20 protein-coding genes are annotated in these 19,680 nt (G+C 70.5%); 9 read left to right on the plus strand and 11 right to left on the minus strand.

Annotation, left to right across the window (positions count from 1 at the left end):
• The first annotated feature begins 1 nt into the window (after position 1).
• The 5 genes from ACLHRZ_RS40955 to ACLHRZ_RS40975 all read left to right on the plus strand — a co-directional run bounded on the left by ACLHRZ_RS40955 (position 2) and on the right by ACLHRZ_RS40975 (position 6,629).
• On the plus strand, positions 2–919 hold the full coding sequence (locus tag ACLHRZ_RS40955) for a TIGR03619 family F420-dependent LLM class oxidoreductase (protein WP_490423726.1): 918 nt from the start codon (positions 2–4) through the stop codon (positions 917–919).
• Positions 920–981: 62 nt separating this feature from the next.
• Complete coding sequence (locus tag ACLHRZ_RS40960; RefSeq protein ID WP_490423706.1) at positions 982–1,752, plus strand: SDR family NAD(P)-dependent oxidoreductase; 771 nt, start codon at positions 982–984, stop codon at positions 1,750–1,752.
• An 89-nt stretch (positions 1,753–1,841) separates the two neighbouring features.
• Positions 1,842–2,972, plus strand: a complete 1,131-nt coding sequence (locus tag ACLHRZ_RS40965; protein ID WP_490423707.1) for an LLM class flavin-dependent oxidoreductase — start codon at positions 1,842–1,844, stop codon at positions 2,970–2,972.
• A 107-nt stretch (positions 2,973–3,079) separates the two neighbouring features.
• Positions 3,080–4,855, plus strand: coding sequence for an N-acyl-D-amino-acid deacylase family protein (locus ACLHRZ_RS40970; protein ID WP_490423708.1), 1,776 nt, complete (start codon positions 3,080–3,082; stop codon positions 4,853–4,855).
• Between the two features lie 220 nt (positions 4,856–5,075).
• Positions 5,076–6,629, plus strand: coding sequence for an APC family permease (locus tag ACLHRZ_RS40975; protein WP_490423709.1), 1,554 nt, complete (start codon positions 5,076–5,078; stop codon positions 6,627–6,629).
• 6 nt (positions 6,630–6,635) lie between these two features.
• Here the strand turns inward: ACLHRZ_RS40975 and ACLHRZ_RS40980 are convergent, their stop codons facing one another.
• The 7 genes from ACLHRZ_RS40980 to ACLHRZ_RS41010 form a co-directional block, all read right to left on the minus strand.
• Positions 6,636–7,244 (minus strand): DUF1707 SHOCT-like domain-containing protein, encoded by a 609-nt coding sequence (locus tag ACLHRZ_RS40980; RefSeq protein ID WP_490423710.1) that lies wholly within the window; start codon positions 7,242–7,244, stop codon positions 6,636–6,638.
• Between the two features lie 119 nt (positions 7,245–7,363).
• Positions 7,364–7,552, minus strand: coding sequence for a hypothetical protein (locus tag ACLHRZ_RS40985; protein ID WP_490423711.1), 189 nt, complete (start codon positions 7,550–7,552; stop codon positions 7,364–7,366).
• A 3-nt stretch (positions 7,553–7,555) separates the two neighbouring features.
• The gene (locus ACLHRZ_RS40990) at positions 7,556–7,687 is read right to left on the minus strand and encodes a hypothetical protein (protein WP_490423712.1); all 132 of its coding nucleotides are present in this window, start codon (positions 7,685–7,687) and stop codon (positions 7,556–7,558) included.
• 49 nt (positions 7,688–7,736) lie between these two features.
• Positions 7,737–8,129 carry a DUF6415 family natural product biosynthesis protein gene (locus ACLHRZ_RS40995; RefSeq protein ID WP_490423713.1) on the minus strand — a complete coding sequence of 131 codons (393 nt, stop codon included), beginning with the start codon at positions 8,127–8,129 and terminating at the stop codon, positions 7,737–7,739.
• Between the two features lie 127 nt (positions 8,130–8,256).
• Positions 8,257–9,105, minus strand: coding sequence for a helix-turn-helix domain-containing protein (locus ACLHRZ_RS41000; protein WP_490423714.1), 849 nt, complete (start codon positions 9,103–9,105; stop codon positions 8,257–8,259).
• 26 nt (positions 9,106–9,131) lie between these two features.
• A complete protein-coding gene (locus ACLHRZ_RS41005; protein ID WP_490423715.1) occupies positions 9,132–9,656 on the minus strand; it encodes a DUF6879 family protein in 525 nt (174 codons plus the stop codon).
• Entirely contained in the window at positions 9,631–9,870 is a 240-nt protein-coding gene (locus tag ACLHRZ_RS41010; RefSeq protein WP_490423716.1) for a hypothetical protein, read from the minus strand. Before ACLHRZ_RS41010 ends, ACLHRZ_RS41005 begins: the two co-directional genes overlap by 26 nt.
• A gap of 791 nt (positions 9,871–10,661) precedes the next feature.
• Here ACLHRZ_RS41010 and ACLHRZ_RS41015 point away from each other — a divergent pair.
• Positions 10,662–11,459, plus strand: a complete 798-nt coding sequence (locus ACLHRZ_RS41015) for a helix-turn-helix domain-containing protein (RefSeq protein WP_490423717.1) — start codon at positions 10,662–10,664, stop codon at positions 11,457–11,459.
• Positions 11,460–11,531: 72 nt separating this feature from the next.
• Here the strand turns inward: ACLHRZ_RS41015 and ACLHRZ_RS41020 are convergent, their stop codons facing one another.
• Together ACLHRZ_RS41020 and ACLHRZ_RS41025 are read right to left on the minus strand one after the other, a co-directional pair.
• A complete protein-coding gene (locus ACLHRZ_RS41020) occupies positions 11,532–12,035 on the minus strand; it encodes a DUF6624 domain-containing protein (protein WP_490423718.1) in 504 nt (167 codons plus the stop codon).
• A 93-nt stretch (positions 12,036–12,128) separates the two neighbouring features.
• The gene (locus ACLHRZ_RS41025) at positions 12,129–13,646 is read right to left on the minus strand and encodes a CehA/McbA family metallohydrolase (protein WP_490423719.1); all 1,518 of its coding nucleotides are present in this window, start codon (positions 13,644–13,646) and stop codon (positions 12,129–12,131) included.
• Positions 13,647–13,805: 159 nt separating this feature from the next.
• Here ACLHRZ_RS41025 and ACLHRZ_RS41030 point away from each other — a divergent pair, with 159 nt between their 5' ends.
• From ACLHRZ_RS41030 to ACLHRZ_RS41040, 3 genes are all read left to right on the plus strand, one after another.
• A complete protein-coding gene (locus ACLHRZ_RS41030) occupies positions 13,806–14,663 on the plus strand; it encodes a TIGR03619 family F420-dependent LLM class oxidoreductase (protein ID WP_490423720.1) in 858 nt (285 codons plus the stop codon).
• Positions 14,664–14,774: 111 nt separating this feature from the next.
• The gene (locus ACLHRZ_RS41035) at positions 14,775–17,369 is read left to right on the plus strand and encodes a bifunctional FO biosynthesis protein CofGH (protein ID WP_490423721.1); all 2,595 of its coding nucleotides are present in this window, start codon (positions 14,775–14,777) and stop codon (positions 17,367–17,369) included.
• A 126-nt stretch (positions 17,370–17,495) separates the two neighbouring features.
• Positions 17,496–18,614 (plus strand): DUF8017 domain-containing protein, encoded by a 1,119-nt coding sequence (locus tag ACLHRZ_RS41040; RefSeq protein ID WP_490423722.1) that lies wholly within the window; start codon positions 17,496–17,498, stop codon positions 18,612–18,614.
• Positions 18,615–18,736: 122 nt separating this feature from the next.
• Here ACLHRZ_RS41040 and ACLHRZ_RS41045 read toward each other — a convergent pair whose 3' ends face one another.
• Together ACLHRZ_RS41045 and ACLHRZ_RS41050 are read right to left on the minus strand one after the other, a co-directional pair.
• The gene (locus tag ACLHRZ_RS41045) at positions 18,737–18,928 is read right to left on the minus strand and encodes a DUF397 domain-containing protein (RefSeq protein WP_390779956.1); all 192 of its coding nucleotides are present in this window, start codon (positions 18,926–18,928) and stop codon (positions 18,737–18,739) included.
• 190 nt (positions 18,929–19,118) lie between these two features.
• A partial coding sequence (locus ACLHRZ_RS41050; RefSeq protein WP_490423723.1) for a DUF5753 domain-containing protein occupies positions 19,119–19,680 on the minus strand: 562 nt, incomplete at its 5' end.

A 19,680-nucleotide genomic window follows, 5' to 3' on the forward strand; every position in this document is an offset into this window, starting at 1 on the left:
GATGCAGCTGCCCGTGCAGTCCCTGAGCACGCTCTACGCCGAACCGTGGGAGGTGACGGCCGGAGCCGCCGAACTGCGCGAAGTGGCCCGCGCCGCGGACCGGCTGGGCTTCGCGTACGTCGCCACGTGCGACCACGTCGCGGTCCCCGCACGGCTTGCCGCCGCCATGGGCACCGTCTGGTACGACCCCGTCGCGACCCTCGCCCACGTCGCCGCCGTCACGGAACGCGTGCTGCTGCTCAGCCACGTCGCGGTCGTGGCGCTGCGGCACCCGCTCGTCACCGCGAAGCAGTACGCGACCGTCGACCGGCTCTCGGGCGGGCGCCTCGTCCTCGGCGTCGGCGCCGGGCACGTGCGGGAGGAGTTCGAGGCGCTGGGCGTGGACTTCCGGCGGCGCGGGGAGATCCTCGACGAGACCGTCGATGCGCTGACCGCTGCGCTCGGGCCCGAGGAGTTCCCGGAGTTCCGGGGGCGGTTCTTCCGGTTCGCGGGACTCGGCATCGCGCCCCGGCCCGTACGGGTGCCGAGGCCGCCGGTGTGGGTCGGCGGCTCCTCGCCGGCCGCACTGCGCCGGGCCGCGCTGCGCGGCGACGGCTGGCTCTCGCAGGGCGATCCGCGGGAGCGGCTGCCCGACCGGGTGGCGGAACTGCGGCGGCTGCGGGAGAGGGCGGGGCGGACGGGTCCGTTCGCGATCGGGGCGATCACGGAGCCGTTGTCCGTGGGGCGGCCGGGGCGGTCCCCGTTCTCCGGGGGAGGGGTGCTGGCCGGCGCGCCGGAGGAACTCGCGGAGTCGCTGCGGGCGTACCGGGCGATGGGAGTGGACCAGATCCAGGTGCGGTTCCGCTGCCGCGGAGTGGCGGAGCTGGTGGGGCAGATGGAGTTGTTTGCGCGGGACGTTGCGCCGTTGCTGAACCAGTAGACGAACAGACGAGCAGACGCATAGACGAGTGGACGAGTGGACGAGCAGGGATGGGGATCACCATGGGCCGACTCGACCGACGCGTCATCCTCATCACCGGCGCCTCCCGTGGCCAAGGCGCCGAGGAAGCACGGCTCTTCGTCGCCGAAGGCGCGCAGGTCGTGCTGGCGGACGTCCTGGACGAGGAGGGGGTGGCCCTGGCCGCCGAACTGGGCGAGGATGCCGCCCGTTACGTCCGCCTCGACGTCGGCGAGGAAGACGACTGGGACGCCGCCGTCGCCTGCGCCATCGCGGCCTTCGGGCGGCTCGACGGACTCGTCAACAACGCCGGCATCCTGCGGCACATCGCCCTCGTCGACACCTCGCTCGACGAGTACCACGAGGTCGTCCGCGTCAACCAGACCGGTACGTTCCTGGGCATGCGCGCCGCGGCGCCCGCGCTCGCCGCGGCCGGTGGCGGGACGGTCGTCAACATCTCCTCGTACGCGGCCCTTTCGGGCCTGCCCCTGCTCACCGCCTACGCGGCGTCCAAGGCCGCCGTGCTCGGCATGACGCGGGTGGCGGCGGTGGAGCTGGCGGCGCGGGGCATCCGCGTCAACGCCGTGTGCCCCGGCGGGATCGACACCCCGATGATCAATCCGCGGCGGGAGCAGACCGGTGTGGCGGCCATGGACCAGCTGTTCCGCACACTGGTGCCGCTGGGGCGGATGGGGCAGCCGCTGGAGGTGGCACAGCTTGCGCTGTTCCTCAGCTCCGCCGACTCCTCCTACGTCACCGGGCAGGCCTTCGTCGTGGACGGCGGATGGCTGTCGGCAGGCCGGATGCCCGAGTGAACGACCTGCTTATTGACGTCGCATGCCGCCGGTGCCAGAGTCGCACCAGCTCGATCTGACGGATCGTCAGAAACAGGGATGGTGAACCCGTGGAATTCGGCATCTTCGTGCAGGGCTACGTACCGGCGAGCAGGCGGCGGGGCGACCCGGACGCCGAGCACCACGCGCTGCTCGAGGAGGCCGAGTACGTCGTCCAGGCCGACCGCTCCGGCTTCAAGTACGCCTGGGCCACCGAGCACCACTTCCTCGACGAGTACTCCCACCTCTCCGCCAACGACGTCTTCCTCGGCTACCTCGCCCACGCCACCGACCGCATCCACCTCGGCTCCGGCATCTTCAACCCGCTGCCGCAGGTCAACCACCCGGTCAAGGTCGCCGAGAAGGCGGCGATGCTCGACCATCTCTCCGGCGGGCGCTTCGAGTTCGGCACCGGGCGCGGCGCCGGCAGCCACGAGATCCTCGGCTTCCTGCCCGGCATCTCCGACATGGACGCCACCAAGGAGATCTGGGAGGAGACGATCGCCGAGTTCCCCCGGATGTGGCTCCACGAGGAGTACCCCGGCTTCGACGGCCGCCACTGGTCCCTGCCGCCCCGCAAGGTGCTGCCCAAGCCGTACGGTCCGGCCCACCCGCCCCTGTGGTACGCCGCCGGGTCCCCGTCCTCGTACGCCATGGCGGCCCGCAAGGGACTGGGCGTGCTGGGGTTCAGCGTGCAGAAGGTCGGCGACATGGAGTGGGTCCTCGACTCGTACAAGACCGCGGTCGAGGACGCGGAGCCCGTCGGGGCGTTCGTCAACGACAACGTGATGGTGACGTCCACGGCCATCTGCGCCGAGACCTCGCAGGAGGCGCGGCGGATCGCCGCCGCCGGAGGCCTCAACTACCTCCAGTCGCTGCTCTTCCGCTACCACGACACCTTCCCCCGCCCCGACGGCATCCCGCGGTGGCCCGAGCTGCTGCCCGAGTACACCGAGGAGATCGTCGAACTGCTCGTCGCCGAGGAGCTGATGATCTGCGGCGACCCGGACGATGTGCTGCGCCAGTGCAAGCGGTGGGAGCAGGCGGGCGCGGACCAGCTCGTCTTCGGGCTGCCGGTCGGAGTGCCGTACGAGGACACGATGCAGACGATCCGGCTCATCGGCGAGCACGTCATTCCGAAGATCGACACGGATCCGGTGCACCGCACCACCCGCTTCCGCCAGGCCGCGGGCCGCCGCTGAGCGCCCGCGCCCCCAGTGCGCCGGGGCGGCGCCTCCCGGGTCGCCGCCCCGGCTTCCGCATGCCATCCGTCCGTACGGACGTTCCGTCGAGTGAGAGGAAGCCGCCCATGCTCGACCACCTCTACCGCCGCGTCACCGTCGTCGACGGCACCGGAGCCGCGGCCTACGTGGCGGACGTCGGCATACGGGCCGGCCGGATCGCGGTGATCGACAGGGCGCCGGGCGGAGCGGCCAAGGTGATGGCGGCCGGACGGACCGGCGAACGCGCCCGCACCGAGGAGGACGCCCACGGGCTCGTCCTCGCACCCGGCTTCGTCGACCCGCACACCCACTACGACGCCCAGCTCTTCTGGGACCCGTACGCCACCCCGTCCCTCGGCCACGGTGTCACGACGGTCGTCGGCGGCAACTGCGGTTTCTCGCTGGCCCCGCTGCACCCCGGCCGTCCCGGGGACGCGGACTACACGCGGCGCATGATGAGCAAGGTCGAAGGGATGTCGCTGGCCGCACTGGAGGAGGGCGCGCCCTGGACCTGGTCCTCCTTCGGCGACTACCTCGACGCGCTGGAGGGGCGCATCGCCGTGAACGCCGGCTTCATGGTGGGCCACTGCGCCCTGCGCCGCTGGGCGATGGGCGCGGACGCGGTGGGGGACGCCGAGCCCGGCGCCGAGGGGCTGCGGCGGATGACCGCGCAGCTGCACGAGGCCATGGACGCCGGCGCCTGGGGCCTGTCCACTACCCGCTCCGCCACTCACGCCGACGGCGACGGCCGGCCCGTCGCCTCCCGCCGGGCGCGGCCCGGGGAACTGCACGCGCTGGCCCGGGCGGTGGGGCAGCACGAGGGCACACAGCTGGAGGCCATCGTCGACGGCTGTCTGGACCGCTTCACCGACGAGGAGATCGAGCTCCTCGTCGACATGACGACGGCCGCCGGGCGCCCCCTCAACTGGAACGTCCTGACCATCGACTCGGCCGTCCCCGACCGCGTCCCCCGCCAGCTCGCCGCGAGCGGGCGCGCCCGCGCGGCGGGCGGCCGGATCGTCGCGCTGACCATGCCGGTCCTCGCGCCCATGAACATGTCGCTGCGCACCTTCTGCGCCCTGAACCTGCTCCCGGGGTGGGGGGACGTGCTGGGGCTGCCCCTGCCGCAGCGCATCGACCGGCTGCGCGACCCGGCCGTCCGGGCGGAACTGCTGCGCGGCGCGTGGAGCGAGGAGGCCGGGGTCTTCCGGCGGCTGGCCGCCTTCGACCGCTACGTCATAGGTGACACGTACACGAAGGAGAACGACGGCCTGAGCGGCCGGGTGGTCCGCGACATCGCCGCCGAACGCGGCATGGACCCCTTCGCCTGCCTCGTGGAGATCTGCGCGGCGGACGAGCTCCGCACGGTCCTGTGGCCGATGCCCACGGACAACGACGACGCCAGCTGGGAGCTGCGCCGCCGGGCCTGGGACCACGAGGACGTCCTCCTCGGCGGCTCGGACGCGGGCGCCCACCTGGACCGCATGTGCGGGGCGCCGTACCCGACGCGCTTCCTCGGCGACTGCCTGCGGGGCCGGAAGCTGGTCCCGCTGGAGCGGGCGGTGCGGATGCTGACGGACGAGCCGGCGCGGCTGTTCGGCCTGCGCGGGCGGGGCCGCATCGCCGAGGGCTGGTGGGCGGACCTGGTGCTCTTCGACCCGGAGCGGGTGGACGCGGGGGCGGCGACCCTGGTGCACGACCTGCCGGGGGACGGACCGCGCCTGGACGCACGGGCGTTGGGGGTGGTGAGCGTACGGGTCAACGGGGTGGAGGCGGTACGGCACGACGTGGTGACGGGGGCGGTGCCGGGGCGGGTGCTGCGGTCGGGGAGGGATACGGAGACGGTGGGGACGGGGGAGTGACGGGGACGGGACGGGAAAATTTTGAATCGGGACAAATGGGGTGGGGGTGCGGATATCGCGGCGGGGGTGGGGGTGGGGTGAGCCTGCCTGTTACCTGTCGTAACTCCCTACGGATCTTGCATTACAAGGTCAATTGATGGAATGGGTGCGGGAATTCAAGGTCTGGCATGGGGATCTCTCACCTCCGTATACGGAAACAGCACCACCTACCGTCCTGCCCATGGTTCAGGCATCCCCACGGCCCCAGGCCGGAGACACGGTAGTGAGCGTGACGGCCCGCGCCGGCGAAGAGGTGCGTGCCAAGGGCCTCGGCGGCAACTCGGTGGGCCTGCTGGGCAGCGCCGTCATCGGGATCTCCACCGTCGCGCCCGTCTACTGCCTGACCTCCACCCTCGGCCCGACCGTCGGCCAGGTGGGAGTGCGCACCCCGGCCGTCTTCCTGGCCGGCTTCCTCCCGATGCTGCTGGTCGCCTTCGCCTACCGCGAGCTCAACAAGGCGCTCCCCGACTGCGGCACGTCCTTCACCTGGTCGGTACGGGCCTTCGGCCCGCGCATCGGCTGGATGTGCGGCTGGGGCCTGGTGATCGCCACGATCATCGTGCTGTCGAATCTGGCCGGGGTGGCGACCTCCTTCTTCTACCTGCTGCTGGGCGAACTCACGGGCAGCGATGCGGTGGCGTCCCTCGACGACGACCGTGTCGTGCACGTCCTGACGTGCTTGGCGTTCATTGCCGTGGCGACGGCCGTGAGCTATCGCGGGATGACGGCGACGAAGGGTGTGCAGTACGCGCTGGTGGGCCTCCAACTGGCCGTCCTGGCCGTATTCGTGGCCATGGCGATCACCAAGGCGCGCTCGGGCGGCCTCCCCGATTCGATGGCTTTCTCCTTCACCTGGCTGAACCCCTTCGGCGTCGAATCGCTGAGCGCGTTCACCGCGGGCCTGTCGCTGTCCATCTTCATCTTCTGGGGCTGGGACGCGTGCCTGACCGTCAACGAGGAGACGGCCGGGAGCGACAGGACGCCGGGCCGCGCTGCGATCCTGGCGATGGTGGTGCTGATCGGCTCGTATCTGATGACGGCCATTGCGGCCCAGATGTTCGCGGGCAAGCGGCTGGGCGACCCGCGCACGGCCGACAACGTCTTCGCGGCGCTGGCAACGCCGGTCATGGGCAAGGGGCTCGGGGTGCTGCTGCTCGTGGCCGTCCTGGCCTCCGCGGCGGCCAGCCTCCAGACGACGTTCCTGCCGGCGGCGCGGACGGTACTGGCGATGAGCACGTACGAGGCACTGCCGTCCTCCTTCGCACGGGTCCACCCGCGCTTCAAGTCGCCGGGCAGGGCGACGATCTGGGCCGGGGTGGCGACGGGCACCTTCTATGCGGTGATGAGCTTCCTGAGCCAGAACGTGCTGGTCGACACCATCTATGCACTCGGCTTGATGATCTGCTTCTACTACTCGATCACGGCATTCGCGTGCACCTGGTTCTTCCGCGAGCAACTGCGGAGGTCTGCGCGGGACGCCTTCCTCAAGGGCGTCTTCCCGGTGCTGGGCGGGCTGCTTCTGGCCGCCGTCTTCTGCAAGACGCTGTACGACATGTGGAACCCGGCCTACGGGACGGGGAGTTCGGTGTGCGGGGTCGGGTCGGTGTTCGTCATCGGCGTGGGGCTGCTGGTGCTGGGGGCGGTGCTGATGCTGGCGATGCAGCGGCGCAGCCCGAGGTTCTTCCGTGGGGAGACGCTGACGGCGGGGACGCCGGTGCTGGTCGTGGAGGAGTGAGGCGCGCTAGGCGGCAGTCAGAGCCGCCGCCCGCTTCAGCTTGCGGCGCTCCCGCCGCTTCGGGTGGCGGACGACCACGCCTCCCATCCCGCCGTTGCCGGTGAGACGTATGAGGGGAGTGCCCGGGAGACGGTCCGGAGTGGTGCCGTCCTTCACGCCCCCGAGTGCGGGGTCCACGTCGTCGGTCTGTGCAGCCCAGCCGTCGGGGACGATGACGACGACTCCCGCCATCTGGCCGTGCGCCTCGATCTCTATCTCGGGCAGCCCGCAGTCGACCTGGGTGAAGTCGAGTACGACGCCGCCGAGGCCGCCGTAGGCGGTCACGTGCGCGGGCGCCTGCCAGCGCCCCTTGCGCACCACGCCGTGCAGGCCCCCCTTGAGGACCAGCGCCCGCCTCTGCTCCGGCTCGCCCGGCGCCTGCAAGTCGGCGGTGAGCAGCGCCAGTTCGGCGTGGGTCTTGGCGTTCAGCGCCAGCTCCAGCCGCGCATCCAGCTCGGCGAAGTCGACGCGACCGTCGGCTGCCGCCTGCTGCAGCCGGGCCACCACTGCCTCGCGGTCCGCGTGGGAGGCGCGCTGGGCGCCCCAGGGTGCCGGTTCGGAGATCTCAGCCATCATGCGAACGATGTTATGGACGGCGGGCGGCGGCTGCCCTTCGGGAAGACCCTGATGCGCCCCCGAAACGTCCCCTACGGGGGAGGGGTTCCTCCGCCCCTCCCGCGTCATGACGAATCGCGTCAGGCCGTGTTGAGCCCAGCCTGAGCCTTGATGGATTCCACGGCGTCACTGGTGAGCCACCGAAGCGGTACGACGGTCCACTGGTCGCCCTTGCGCATGATGACGGCGTTGCCGTCCTTGGTGCGGCCGATGTGGACGAAGCCGTGGTCGCGCCGGAGGTCTCTCGCGAGGTGCTCGCCGTGGATCATGCGCTACGTCCCTTCGCGCTCCTCGTCGTTGGCCATGCTGCTGTAGACGTTACCGTTCTGGGAGACCTGAACATTGGGGTCGGTGACCTGGTCCCTGTTCTCGTTCGGGTCCCACTCGTCGTCTTTCTTGCCCATGCTGTGCGCCCCTTCTGAGCAATGCTCTGGGTGCGTGCGTTCTTCGGTGCTATTCGTCGAGGCAGTCGGCGAGACGGCGGCAGGTGCGACCGAGGTCGTTCATGCGGGTTGCCGCTGCCTGTGTGCCGGGTTCGCTGACACGGTAGAGGTCGTCCTCGGCGCGCATGATCAGCGCGGTCCACCGGATCCAGGCTTCGGTGCCGCGCTCGATGCCGTCGGTGCGCCTCTGGGCCTCGCGGAGCATGCGCTGGAGGTGGCCGCGCAACGTGGCCGTGATCTCGTGGACTTCGCTGTTCCGAGGTGGACGGGTGCGCTCCTGTAGAGCACGGCGAACGGTTGCGCGGATCAGGGTGAGGTTGAGGGAGCCGGAGTCGCCGGTCAGCGTCGGCGCGAGCGCCGGGATCTGCTGTGCTGGGCGATTGTCTTCGTTGAGTTGAGGCATGGGCGATTAGCGCTTCCGTTCATCGGCACGGGATGGGGATGGAAGAGGGGGGAGACCCCTACTGCTCATCGACGCTAGAGGCGGGCCGCCCCTGCAGGCCACGGCGTTGCAGATGATTGCAGGCGAGTTAGCCGAGGGTGTCGATTGCGGCTGTGATGAGTGCTCTGGCCTGTGAGCCGTACACGGCGAGGCGTTGCAGCTCGGCGAAGGCCCGGGTGTACAACTGGGTGTCGTTGGGTGCTGTCAGCGTTACATCGGCGGACAGCAGCTCGACGCCGGCCTGCGCGTCGTCGAAGATAGTGAACGGCTCGATCATCCACATCCGGCGCTCTGTGGTGAACGGAATGACGCCGAGCGAGACGGATGGCAAGGGCATCACGGTGAGCAGATGGTTGAGTTGAGCATCCATGACATTGGCATTGCCGACGCGGTGCCGTAAGACGCCTTCTTCCACCAGGATGGCGAAGCGGTGATCGCCCTCGTGGATGACGCGTGAGCGAGCCATTCTGGCATTGACGGCTTCTTCCACATCGTTGGGGATGCCGCGAAAGCTCGTGATGGAGGACAGCAAGGACGTGGCGTACCCGGGTGTCTGGAGCAGGCCCGGGACCACGTGGGAGCAGTAGACCCGGAACAGCTTGGTGCGCTCGTACAGGGGGATGTAGGACTCTTGGAGTCGCCGCAGGCCGGTGCGTTGCAACCGGCGCCACTCCATGTACATGGAACTGGCCGTGCGTGATGCGGCGATGAGGTCGGCTGCCTGGCTTGCGGCTCCGCAGGCGGTGCACCAGACCTTGATGTCGGCGTCGGACGGAAGGGTCTTCACATTCTCGATCCGTGAAGACTTGGCAGGATGCCAGCCACACCGGAAGGCCAGCTCGCGGCCGGTGAGCCCTGCGTCGAGGCGGAGCTCGCGCAGGCGTACCGCGATGGATTTACGGACCTCCTGGACACTGGAGGACGGCGAGACGGCCATGAGCTGGTTTCCGGTGCCCTGTCTGATCAGACCTGGTATTCCTCGTGTGGGGTCGCCCGCTCCCAGACTGCTTCGAAGGCCGTGGCGCAGAGCTTTGTCACAGCCGGATCGTCGGTGAATTCCTCTCCGATGTACTGGCCTTCGCCGGAGAAGTGGCCGAAGCGGACGACTCGTTCGTCGAACAACCAGAAGTCGTTCCCGGGCAATGCGATATCGGACGCCCGGCGCCGGGGAAGCCAGCGAACCCGCTCTCCAGCCTCGATGTTGAGCGGCGTGCCCTCGTGCTCGAACCGGATGTAGTCGCTGACCGGTTCGGAGACGATGCGTGCACGGCGCATGACCACGCCACGGGAGATGGTGGCGGCCACGAGCTCCAGCCACTCACGGCGGCGGCCCGTGCGGTCGTACCTGCTGCTGTGGTCGCCTCGCTTCCACGCCGCGAATTCGGCGTTCTCCTCCGCGACGCCGTATGCGTCGCGCATCTCCAGGTGCACCGCTGAGCGCTCCGTTGAGTTGAGCAACTCGTCAAAGCTCAGCGCTTTCAGCGACATCACACGCCTTCCTCAGGACCGATGCCATGCGAGCAGGGATCCGGATCACGCTCTCGTTCTCCGGGACATGCCCGGTGGCCAGGCATTCGGCCTGTGTCTTGTCGTCGGCCTTCCACCCCTGGAGCACGAGGTCACGGGTCTTCTCGTCCACCCACACAGTGGGGCAGTCGCGGCCGTCGGTGTTGGGATCTTTCGCGATGAACCGTAGCGCCATGACCGCCTCCGTTGGCGAGCTGGTTGGGCCGGTTGCACGACCGTGGGGCCTTCACGCATGTGTCGTCAAGTACGCGTGCGCGGCGAAGGGGTTAGCTCACTTGGTCGAAGCGAAGTACTGGCGTGGCCATGGCGTTTAGCGTCTCTGGTGGATGGCGTGTCATCCGGTCGGTACGGTGGCTGCGACCCGCATGCTCGACCGGCTTTGAGTGGTCGGCCAGCTCGTATCAGCCAGGTGTGAGAGGGGCGCGCGGTGAGCGAAGCCCATCGCTGCTGGGGACACAGCGATGGACTCCGGTCAGGAAGGTTCGTGACGCTCAGGTGTCCCCCGCCAGTTCCGACGGTGGGGGTGCACCATGCAACGGTCGTCACGTCCGGTGCCGCGCCTCCAGCCGCCACCGGACGACCGCTCCCACGATGGGGGCGGTCATTCCCGGTACAGCCGAAGACAGCCGCGCCCCGGACAGGCGGCCACGTCAGTGATTCATCGCAAGCTGGAGCATAGCGGGATGCCCGTAACTGAAAGCAGAAGCAGCTCAGTTGGTGATCCGCATCGAGGTTTCCAGGCTTCGGTGCGCCGCGAACTAGCCTCCCCCGCCACCCCGTTGAAGAACTGGCGAAGCACCAATACCAACCCAACCCCCCCGCGCGTCACTCCATCAGGTGACGCGCTGGCATGCGCGCGAATCCGCGCGGTACGGTCGCCGCGACAACCGAAAAAGACGACGGCCCCCGCCCGGGAGTGGAGTCCCGAACGAGGGCCTGATCATCGAGGAAGATAGAGGCTTCCCTGTGACTGACGCGCAGTCTAGCGCGCACGCCCGCGTGCGCACCGGGCCTCCTCACGCCGGGGTGACCCACATCCGGCACCGGCACGAGTCCCACTTCACCGTCGTGGGCAACCACCTCGCCCAGCACCCCGACCTGTCCCTCGTCGCCATCGGCATCGGCGTCTACGTGCAGTCGCTGCCCGACGGGGCCACCATCGGCATCAAGGACCTCACCCGGCGCTTCCGCGAAGGCGAGATCACCATCGCTCGCGCCCTGCGGGAGTTGGAGCGGGCCGGCTACCTGGAGCGCAAGCGCGTCCGTACCGAGGGCGGGCGGGTCGTGACCGTGACGCGGTGGTACGAGCGGCCCGGCGCCACCGGCGCCACCGGCGGGGCCCGCAAGCCCGTTGATCTTATGAAGCGGGCCGCCCGAAAGGCCCAGCCCTTGCCGCCTGTTGACGGGCCCGCAGCCGAGTTGCTCGCCGGGCTGCGGCGGCGCGATCCGAGGCTGCTGCTGACCGTCAAGGACGTGCGTCGCCTGTCCCCGGCCCTGCGCGGCTGGCTGGATCGGGGTATCGGTGCCCCGCAGATCGTCCGCACCCTGTGCGCCGGTCTGCCGGCCGGCGCCATCCCCTGGCCCGCCCAGTTCCTGGCCTACCGCCTCGCCAACTGGCTGCCGCCTGCGCTGCCTGCCGAGTCGGACGAACCACCGGTTCGACGCCCCCTGCCGTTCCAGACCTGCGACGGCTGCGAACGAGCCTTCCGGGCCGATCACCCCGGGCGGTGCCGCGACTGTCGCGGGGCGCTTCCGGCAGCGTAAACCCTCACTGCAGCGGGCTCGTATTGAGGGTTTCTGCTGCCGGAAGCGTCGACTCCGGTCGACTCCATCAGCTCACATGAACTTCGCCACGTACTCCCCGAACGGTTCGATCCCCGCCCCCGCCCGCAACTCGTCCACGCGCTCCGGCTCCTCACACGGCCACGGCACCGGTGTGCCGTCCTTCCCCACCCCCGCTATCTGCGTGCCGTACACCTGTTTGCGGCCCTCGTTCACCAGCACCCGATCGCGGAGAAACGCCAACTGGCGAGCGGGCGTTGTGGCCTCCTGTTCCATCAGACGCAGCGCCCTCCGCTGCACGTCCAGCCGGCGGTCCGCGTGCTGAGCGATCAGCCACGCGCTCGTTGCCGCCTCCTCACCGACCAGTGCCACGGTCGGCCAGCCGTGCTCGGTCATGATCTCGGCGAGACGGTCGCCGTGCTGAGCGGTCAGACGGTGCCACGCCAACCGCTCAGCCGGGTTCTCGCTGTTCGCGCCCGGCGACGTCCGCCGGTCCGCCTCCGCCATGCTCACAAGTTCCGCCGCCAGTGCGGCATCACGGGGTTCCGCTGCGTCCATGGCCGTAACGCTATGGCCGTTTTCCGGAGCGAAGATCGTTCGGGCGGATGGTGACGCACCCCGCTGCCCTCACCGATAATGGATCTACGCCGGTTACTCCCGTCCCAGGAAAATCGGGTTCGTCAGCGCCACCATGGCCCCCGGAAGCACGCTCCCCGAGTCCGCCGGGTGCCGTACCTCCGCCCGTACGTATGCCGCATACGCCGGCGTCGTCCGCCACTCCACCGTCCCGCCCCCGCTCGGCACCGGGGCCGTGAACAGCGTGCCCTGGTCCGTCACGAACGAGGCCGTGCAGCCGGCCGGGACGCCGGAGACCTTCAGCCGTGCCGTCACCGAGGCCTCCCGGTCCACCGGCAGGCGTTCGCCGATGCCTGCGTGCGCGCCCCGGCCGCCGCCGACCGCCTCGAACGTCAGCTGTACCTTCGACGACTCGCAGATCCAGCTGCGGCCCGCGCGGATCGCGGCCAGCAGGGCCGGGCGCGACAGGTCGTCCGCCAGGACCACCGTCTGGGGCAGGCCCACCACCTGCGGCTCGCGGTGTGCGTCGCTGTTGCCCATGGCGGGCAGCCAGCCCCGCCGGTCGCCCCGGACCGTGGCGACCAGCGTGTTGTCCCACTCCGAGATCGTCTCCTCGTCGTCGGGGGTGTACGGACCGTTCCACACCTCCACCGCGTCCGCCTCCGCGAAGCCGAACTTCCAGTTGCAGGCGATGCACGTGGCGTGCGGGTGCGCAGGGACGACCAGGCCGCCCGCCTGGTGGATCCGGCGGGCCACGTGCGGGAAGACGCGGTCGCGCGCGCGGTAGCGCCAGTCGAGGAAGACGCCGGGGTCGGTGCCCAGGGCGACCACGTGGCCGTTGCGCGTGGTGATCTCCTCGCCGGTGAGGATCAGCAGGTCATCGCCCCACAGGCCCTCCCACGCGCCGTGCGAGGAGGTCGTGTTGTGCTCGGTGGTGGTGATCCAGTCCAGGCCGGCCGCCCGGGCCGCGGCCGCGATGTCGGCGGGGGTGCGCAGGCCGTCGGAGTAGACGCTGTGCAGGTGGTTGTCGCCCCGGTACCAGGCGCGCCCGCGGCCCCTGGCACGCTGGGGCGGGTAGACGGGCCGCGGGGTGACGCCCTGTCTCCCGTACCGCAGGGTGACCGTGACCTCGTACGCCAGGCCCTGCGGGGCCACCGTGTACGGGCCGAGGACGACGTGCCAGGTGCCGGGCCCGACGGGACCGGCCAGGTAGCCGGGGGTGGCCTGCTCCGCGCTGACGGCGAATTCCTTGCGCGCACCGCCCGACCAGCCCCGGAAGCCGGCGCTGCCGAGCTCCGTGCCGCGCTCGTCGAAGATGCCGATGTCCAGTGCGTTGCCCTGGGTGCCGAGCGGTACCGAGGGTCTGTCGTAGGTGTAGGAGACGGCGATCTCGCGGACGCCGCCGGGGACTTCCACGGGGAGGTGGACGAAGTCCGGAGCACCGGCCGCCAGCCGGCCGGTGACCTTGCGGGTCTCTTCGCCGGAGGACCGCGAGCCGGCCCCGTCGGCGTGAGCGAACGTCACGCCTTCGAGCGTAAGCACACTCGCGGCTCCTGCGATAGCCGTCATCTTGAGAACGTTGCGACGTTGCATGGTCCGTCCTTCCGTGAGCGTGTGCCTCCACCGTCGTACGCCCGAGTGGCGTCTCGCGGAACAGGTGCCGTCGCACCCGTGTCCGTCTGTCGTGCGGGTCGTGGCGGGGCGTCAGGGCATACCTTGGGTCACATACAGCCCCCGCGACGGAGGTGCCTCATGCGGATCGCCACCACGATCTTCCTCACGGACGAGACGATCAGCCCCGTCCGGCTGGCCCGGGAGCTGGAGCAGCGCGGCTTCGCCGGGCTGTACCTGCCGCAGCACACGCACATCCCGGCGAGCCGGGACACCCCCGCCCCCATGGGCGAGCCGCTGCCGCCGGAGTACGGGCGGGCCTATGACCCATTCGTGGCGCTGGCCCAGGCCGCGGCCGTCACGCACCGGATCGGGATCGGGACGGGCGTCTGCCTGGTCGCCCAGCACGACCCGATCGTGCTGGCCAAGCAGGTGGCTTCGCTCGACCACCTGAGCGGGGGCCGTTTCACCTTCGGCGCCGGCTTCGGGTGGAACGTGGAGGAGGCCGCCGACCACGGGGTCGCGTGGCGGTCGCGGCGCCGTCTGGTGCGCGACAGGATGGCGCTGATGCGGGCGCTGTGGGCGGAGGAGCCGACGGCGTACGTGGGCGAGTTCGGGGCCGTACGGGCCAGCTGGGCGCATCCCAAGCCGGTGCAGGTGCCGCGGGACCGCAAGGGCGGCCCGCCGCTGGTCGGGCCGCGCACGCTGCTCGGGGGCGGGGCCGGGCCCCGGCTGTTCGCGGCGATCGCCGAGTACGCGGACGGCTGGATGCCCGTCGGCGGCAAGGGTCTGCGCGAGTCGCTGCCCGAGCTGCACCGGGTGTGGCGGGCGGCGGGGCGGCACGGCGAGCCGGAGGTGGTGCCGTACGCGGTGCACCCCTCGGCGGGGAAGCTCGCGCACCTCGCGGAGTTGGGGATCGAGGAGACGGTGGTGGGGCTTCCGTCGGCCGGCGAGGGGGAAGTGCTGCGGGCGCTGGACGCGCACGCGGAGTTCCTGTGAGGAGCGGTCCCCAAGTCTGCGGAGGCTGCCTCCGTCTGACGTGACGAGAGGCACATGGGCCATCGCCTTCCGCTACGTGTCGCTGTCAGTGTCCGCTCGTATGCTCGGACAATGACTTCCAGCGCACAGGAATCAAGGCAGCAGCCGACCGCCAACGCCATGCGGCGCGCGCTCAAACGGGCGCGGGACGGTGTTGCGCTGGATGTCGCCGAGGCCGCGGTCCTGTTGCAGGCCCGCGGCGCGGACCTCGTGGACCTGTGCGCGTCCGCCGCCCGGGTGCGCGACGCGGGCCTGGAGGCCGCCGGGCGGCCCGGCGTCATCACGTACTCCAAGAGCGTCTTCATCCCGCTCACCCGCCTCTGCCGCGACAAGTGCCACTACTGCACCTTCGCCACCGTCCCCGGCAAGCTGCGCCGCGCCGGCCACGGGATGTTCATGTCGCCGGACGAGGTCCTGGCCATCGCCCGCCGCGGTGCCGAACTGGGCTGCAAGGAGGCCCTGATCACCCTCGGCGACAAGCCCGAGGACCGCTGGCCCGAGGCCCGCGAGTGGCTGGAGGCCGAGGGGTACGACGACACCATCGCGTACGTGCGCGCGATGGCGATCCGCATCCTGGAGGAGACGGGGCTGCTGCCCCACCTCAACCCCGGCGTCATGTCGTGGACGGACTTCCAGCGGCTCAAGCCCGTCGCCCCGTCGATGGGCATGATGCTGGAGACCACGGCCGAGCGCCTGTGGAGCGAGCCCGGCGGCCCGCATCACGGCTCGCCGGACAAGGAGCCGGCCGTCCGGCTGCGCGTCCTGGAGGACGCCGGGCGCAGCTCCGTCCCGTTCACCAGCGGGCTGCTCATCGGCATCGGGGAGACGTACGAGGAGCGTGCGGACTCGCTGTTCGCGCTGCGCCGTATCTCCCGCTCCTACCACGGCATCCAGGAGCTCATCCTGCAGAACTTCCGCGCCAAGCCGGACACGGCGATGCGCGGCATGCCGGACGCCGAGCTGGACGAGCTCGTGGCCACCGTCGCCGTCGCCCGGCACATCATGGGCCCCTCGGCCTGCCTGCAGGCCCCGCCGAACCTGGTCGACGGCGAGTACGCGCGCCTCATCGGCGCCGGCATCGACGACTGGGGCGGCGTCTCCCCGCTCACCCCGGACCACGTCAACCCCGAGCGCCCCTGGCCGCAGATCGACCGGCTCGCCGAGCAGTCCGCCGCCGCGGGCTTCGCGCTGCACGAACGCCTCGCGGTCTACCCGGAGTTCGTACAGCGCGGCGAGCCCTGGCTGGACCCCCGGCTGCTGCCCCACGTGCGCGCGCTGGCCGACCCGGAGACGGGCCTGGCCCGCGAGGACGCCGAGGTCCGGGGCCTGCCGTGGCAGGAGCCGGAGGAGGTCTTCGTCCCCTCGGGCCGTACGGACCTGCACCGCGCCATCGACACCGAGGGCCGCACCGGCGACCGCCGCCAGGACTTCGACGAGGTCTACGGCGACTGGGAGGCCCTGCGCGAGGCCGCGGCGCCGGGCATGGCCCCCGAGCGCATCGACGGCGACGTGCGCGAGGCCCTGGCCGTGGCCGCCGACGACCCGACGAAGCTCACCGACGCCCAGGCCCTGGCCCTGCTGCACGCGGACGGCCCGGCGCTGGACGCCCTGTGCGGGATCGCCGACGCCGTGCGCCGCGACACGGTCGGCGACGACGTCACCTACATCGTCACGCGCAACATCAACTTCACCAACGTCTGCTACACCGGGTGCCGTTTCTGCGCCTTCGCCCAACGCCGCACGGACGCCGACGCGTTCACGCTCTCGCTGGAGCAGGTCGCCGACCGCGCGGAGCAGGCGTGGGACGTGGGCGCGGTCGAGGTCTGCATGCAGGGCGGCATCCACCCGGACCTGCCCGGCACGGCCTACTTCGACATCGCGCGGGCCGTGAAGAAGCGCGTCCCCGGCATGCACGTGCACGCCTTCTCCCCGATGGAGGTCGTCAACGGCGCGACGCGCACCGGGATGTCCATCCGCGAGTGGCTCGCCGAGGCGAAGGAGGCCGGGCTGGACTCCATCCCCGGCACCGCCGCCGAGATCCTGGACGACGAGGTCCGCTGGGTCCTCACCAAGGGCAAGCTGCCGACGGCCACGTGGGTCGAGGTCGTCAGGACCGCGCACGAGCTGGGCATCCGCTCGTCCTCGACCATGATGTACGGGCACGTGGACCAGCCGCGGCACTGGCTGGGGCATCTGCGGCTGCTCGCGCAGATCCAGCAGGAGACGGGCGGTTTCACCGAGTTCGTCACCCTGCCGTTCATCCACACCAATGCGCCGGTGTACCTGGCCGGCATCGCCCGCCCGGGTCCGACCACCCGGGACAACCGCGCGGTCATGGCGATGGCGCGGCTGCTGCTGCACCCGCATATCCCCAACATCCAGACGAGCTGGGTCAAGTTGGGCACCGATGGCGCGGCGGACATGCTGCGCTCGGGCGCCAACGACCTGGGCGGCACGCTGATGGAGGAGACCATCTCCCGTATGGCGGGGTCTTCGTACGGTTCGTACCGGTCCATCCAGGATCTGGTGGCGATAGCCGATGCCGCGGGGCGCGCTGCGCGCCCGCGTACGACGTTGTACGGGGCGGTGCCGGAGGAGCGGCAGCGTGCCGCTATGGCCTCGGACGGGCATCTTCCCGAGCTGCTACCGGTGTTGGGGAACGACTGAGCCTGCGGGTCGTCCTTGGCTGGTCGCGCAGTTCCCCGCGCCCTTTTCAGGGCGCAGGCGAAAGTGTTGCGAATCTGTCGCCGGCCACCGATTCACCGGCAACACACCTTGCATAAGGTGTCCCGCATGTCTTGGCCCCAGAACCCGCAAGATCCGCAACAGCAGCCCGCGCCGCAGCCGCAGAGCCCTCAGCCTCCGCAGGGCGGCTTCGGGCCGCCTCCCGTGTGGGGCCCGGACGGTACCGGACATGCGCAGCCGACCGTCATCGGGCAGCCCGCGGTGCCGGCGCCCCCGCCGCCGCCCGGCGGCGGGGCGGTTCCCCCGCCGCCCGCGCCCGTGCCCGGGCCGGGCGGCCCGGGGGCCTTCGGCGGGGCCCCGGTCTCGACCGCCCCGATGGCTCCGATCCCCCCGTCGGGCCCGGAGCCCGAGCCGGCGAAGAGCAGGGCGCTGCTCGCCACCGTCGGCGGTGTCGTGGCGCTGGCCGTCATCGGCGGCGGTCTGGCATACGTCCTCACGAGCGGGAAGAGCGACGACAAGAAGGCGTCGTCGTCTGCGGCGGCCTCGCAGGCGCCGTCCGCACCGGCGCAGCAGCAGGGCGGCCGGCCCGCGCCGGACACCAGCGTGGCGCCGCAGGGTCCGTCGGGCGGCAAGGCGCTGGTCGCCGGGTGGCAGACGCAGGTGAACGGCGACCACCACTTCGCCTACGACGTGCCGCCCAAGGGCGACCACTGGAAGATCTTCCCGACCGACACGATGATCTCGTACACCGAGGACAGCAAGCCGGTCGTCACCATGCGGGGCACCGCCAACTACCGTGAGGGCGGCTGCTCGTCGAGCCCCAACCCCGACGCGTTCGGCGAGGCCGGCAAGGGGCAGCTCGCCACGGTCGGCACGACCGGCGGCGGCAAGGACGGCACGCTGCAGGAGAACGCCCGCAACTGGGCGGGCAACTGGGGCGTCATGGCCTACGGCGGGCTGAAGAACAAGCCCAAGATCGAGGTCGGCGAGGCGGTGCCGTGGAAGCACAACGGCATCGAGGGGTACACGGCCACGGCCAAGGTGACGATCGCCAACAGGGCCAGTGAGTGCGTGCCGCCGACCGCGATCGTGAAGAGCATCGCGCAGAAGCTGCCGGACGGCACCTTCCACGGCTGGGTGATCTACGCCGACCAGGGCGTTCCCAACGCCCTCGGTGCCGAGCAGATCGACAAGATCATGGGAACCGTGCGGCCGACCAAGGGTTGACGCGCGGAAAAGGGTGGGACCGGGGTCCCACCCTTTTCACGTCCGTTCCTGTTCGTCCGTGCGCAGGGAAAAGCCCTCTCGGCCAAGGCGGCGGACCGGTCGAGAGGGCTGGGCCGTGGAAGTCAGCAGCCGCTGACGTCGGCCACGAAGGCGGTCCAGGACTCCGGGGAGAAGGCGATGGCCGGGCTCTCCGGGTTCTTCGAGTCACGGACCGCGATGGCCTGCGGAAGGGGCGAAGCGACCTCCACACAGTCGCCGTTGGCCAGCGAGTAGGAGGACTTCCGCCAGGTGGTCATTCCCTGCTGAATCGCCATGGTGTTACTCCGATACCTGTGAGCAATGCCTGTCAGTACGCCGGTTTCCCGAGGTGCGATCGACGTTACGCGCCAACATCACTTGGCGAACGGGCTGTTCACTCGACCGGATGGCATATATCCATAGCCTCTTCCCGCAGGCCACGCGGAGGTGTACCGTTCCGCCGCCACGCGGGCGGCCGGGGGTCGGTCAGGCCGACCAGTCCTCGGCGACGCGCAGGATGAACCGCCGCGAGTCCTCCGCATTCAGGGCCTGCATCCGCAAATGCTCGTACATGACGCTGTAGGCCTGTACGTCATTCGGCTTCTCCAGATAGAGGTCACTGGTGATGCCTTCGAGATAGACGGTGCTGGCGTCCTGCGGGTCGTGGAATTCGAGGATGGAGAACTTCCCGTACATGCCCGGATGCGCGCCCACGTCATAGGGAAGCACCTGCACCGTGATGTGCGGCTGAAGGCTGAACTCCACAAGATGTTCCATCTGTTCACGCATGATGGCCTTGTTGCCGACGATGCGGCGCAGCGCCGACTCGTCGATGACGGCCCACAGACGCAAGGGGTTGTCGGGGTCCGTGATGCGTTCCTGCCGGCGCATCCGCACCTGGACGCGGCGCTCGACGTCCGCTGCGGTGGCCTCCGGCCAGGAGCCCTCGGTCACGGCGCTGGCGTAGTTGGGCGTCTGCAACAGGCCGGGCACCAGCGATGCCTCGTACACGCGCAGCGAGGCCGCATCCGTCTCGAGACCGATGTAG

The sequence above is a fragment of the Streptomyces sp. AM25 genome (genome assembly GCF_058146165.1).

Bases quoted from the DNA above. Each gene is read 5' to 3' on its own strand.
- ACLHRZ_RS40955 (WP_490423726.1), top strand. From the start codon at position 2: ATGCAGCTGCCCGTGCAGTCCCTGAGCACGCTCTACGCCGAACCGTGG.
- ACLHRZ_RS40960 (WP_490423706.1), top strand. From the start codon at position 982: ATGGGCCGACTCGACCGACGCGTCATCCTCATCACCGGCGCCTCCCGT.
- ACLHRZ_RS40970 (WP_490423708.1), top strand. From the start codon at position 3,080: ATGCTCGACCACCTCTACCGCCGCGTCACCGTCGTCGACGGCACCGGA.
- ACLHRZ_RS40975 (WP_490423709.1), top strand. From the start codon at position 5,076: ATGGTTCAGGCATCCCCACGGCCCCAGGCCGGAGACACGGTAGTGAGC.
- ACLHRZ_RS40980 (WP_490423710.1), bottom strand. From the start codon at position 7,244: ATGATGGCTGAGATCTCCGAACCGGCACCCTGGGGCGCCCAGCGCGCC.
- ACLHRZ_RS40985 (WP_490423711.1), bottom strand. From the start codon at position 7,552: ATGATCCACGGCGAGCACCTCGCGAGAGACCTCCGGCGCGACCACGGC.
- ACLHRZ_RS40990 (WP_490423712.1), bottom strand. From the start codon at position 7,687: ATGGGCAAGAAAGACGACGAGTGGGACCCGAACGAGAACAGGGACCAG.
- ACLHRZ_RS40995 (WP_490423713.1), bottom strand. From the start codon at position 8,129: ATGCCTCAACTCAACGAAGACAATCGCCCAGCACAGCAGATCCCGGCG.
- ACLHRZ_RS41000 (WP_490423714.1), bottom strand. From the start codon at position 9,105: ATGGCCGTCTCGCCGTCCTCCAGTGTCCAGGAGGTCCGTAAATCCATC.
- ACLHRZ_RS41005 (WP_490423715.1), bottom strand. From the start codon at position 9,656: ATGTCGCTGAAAGCGCTGAGCTTTGACGAGTTGCTCAACTCAACGGAG.
- ACLHRZ_RS41010 (WP_490423716.1), bottom strand. From the start codon at position 9,870: ATGGCGCTACGGTTCATCGCGAAAGATCCCAACACCGACGGCCGCGAC.
- ACLHRZ_RS41020 (WP_490423718.1), bottom strand. From the start codon at position 12,035: ATGGACGCAGCGGAACCCCGTGATGCCGCACTGGCGGCGGAACTTGTG.
- ACLHRZ_RS41025 (WP_490423719.1), bottom strand. From the start codon at position 13,646: ATGCAACGTCGCAACGTTCTCAAGATGACGGCTATCGCAGGAGCCGCG.
- ACLHRZ_RS41030 (WP_490423720.1), top strand. From the start codon at position 13,806: ATGCGGATCGCCACCACGATCTTCCTCACGGACGAGACGATCAGCCCC.
- ACLHRZ_RS41035 (WP_490423721.1), top strand. From the start codon at position 14,775: ATGACTTCCAGCGCACAGGAATCAAGGCAGCAGCCGACCGCCAACGCC.
- ACLHRZ_RS41040 (WP_490423722.1), top strand. From the start codon at position 17,496: ATGTCTTGGCCCCAGAACCCGCAAGATCCGCAACAGCAGCCCGCGCCG.
- ACLHRZ_RS41045 (WP_390779956.1), bottom strand. From the start codon at position 18,928: ATGGCGATTCAGCAGGGAATGACCACCTGGCGGAAGTCCTCCTACTCG.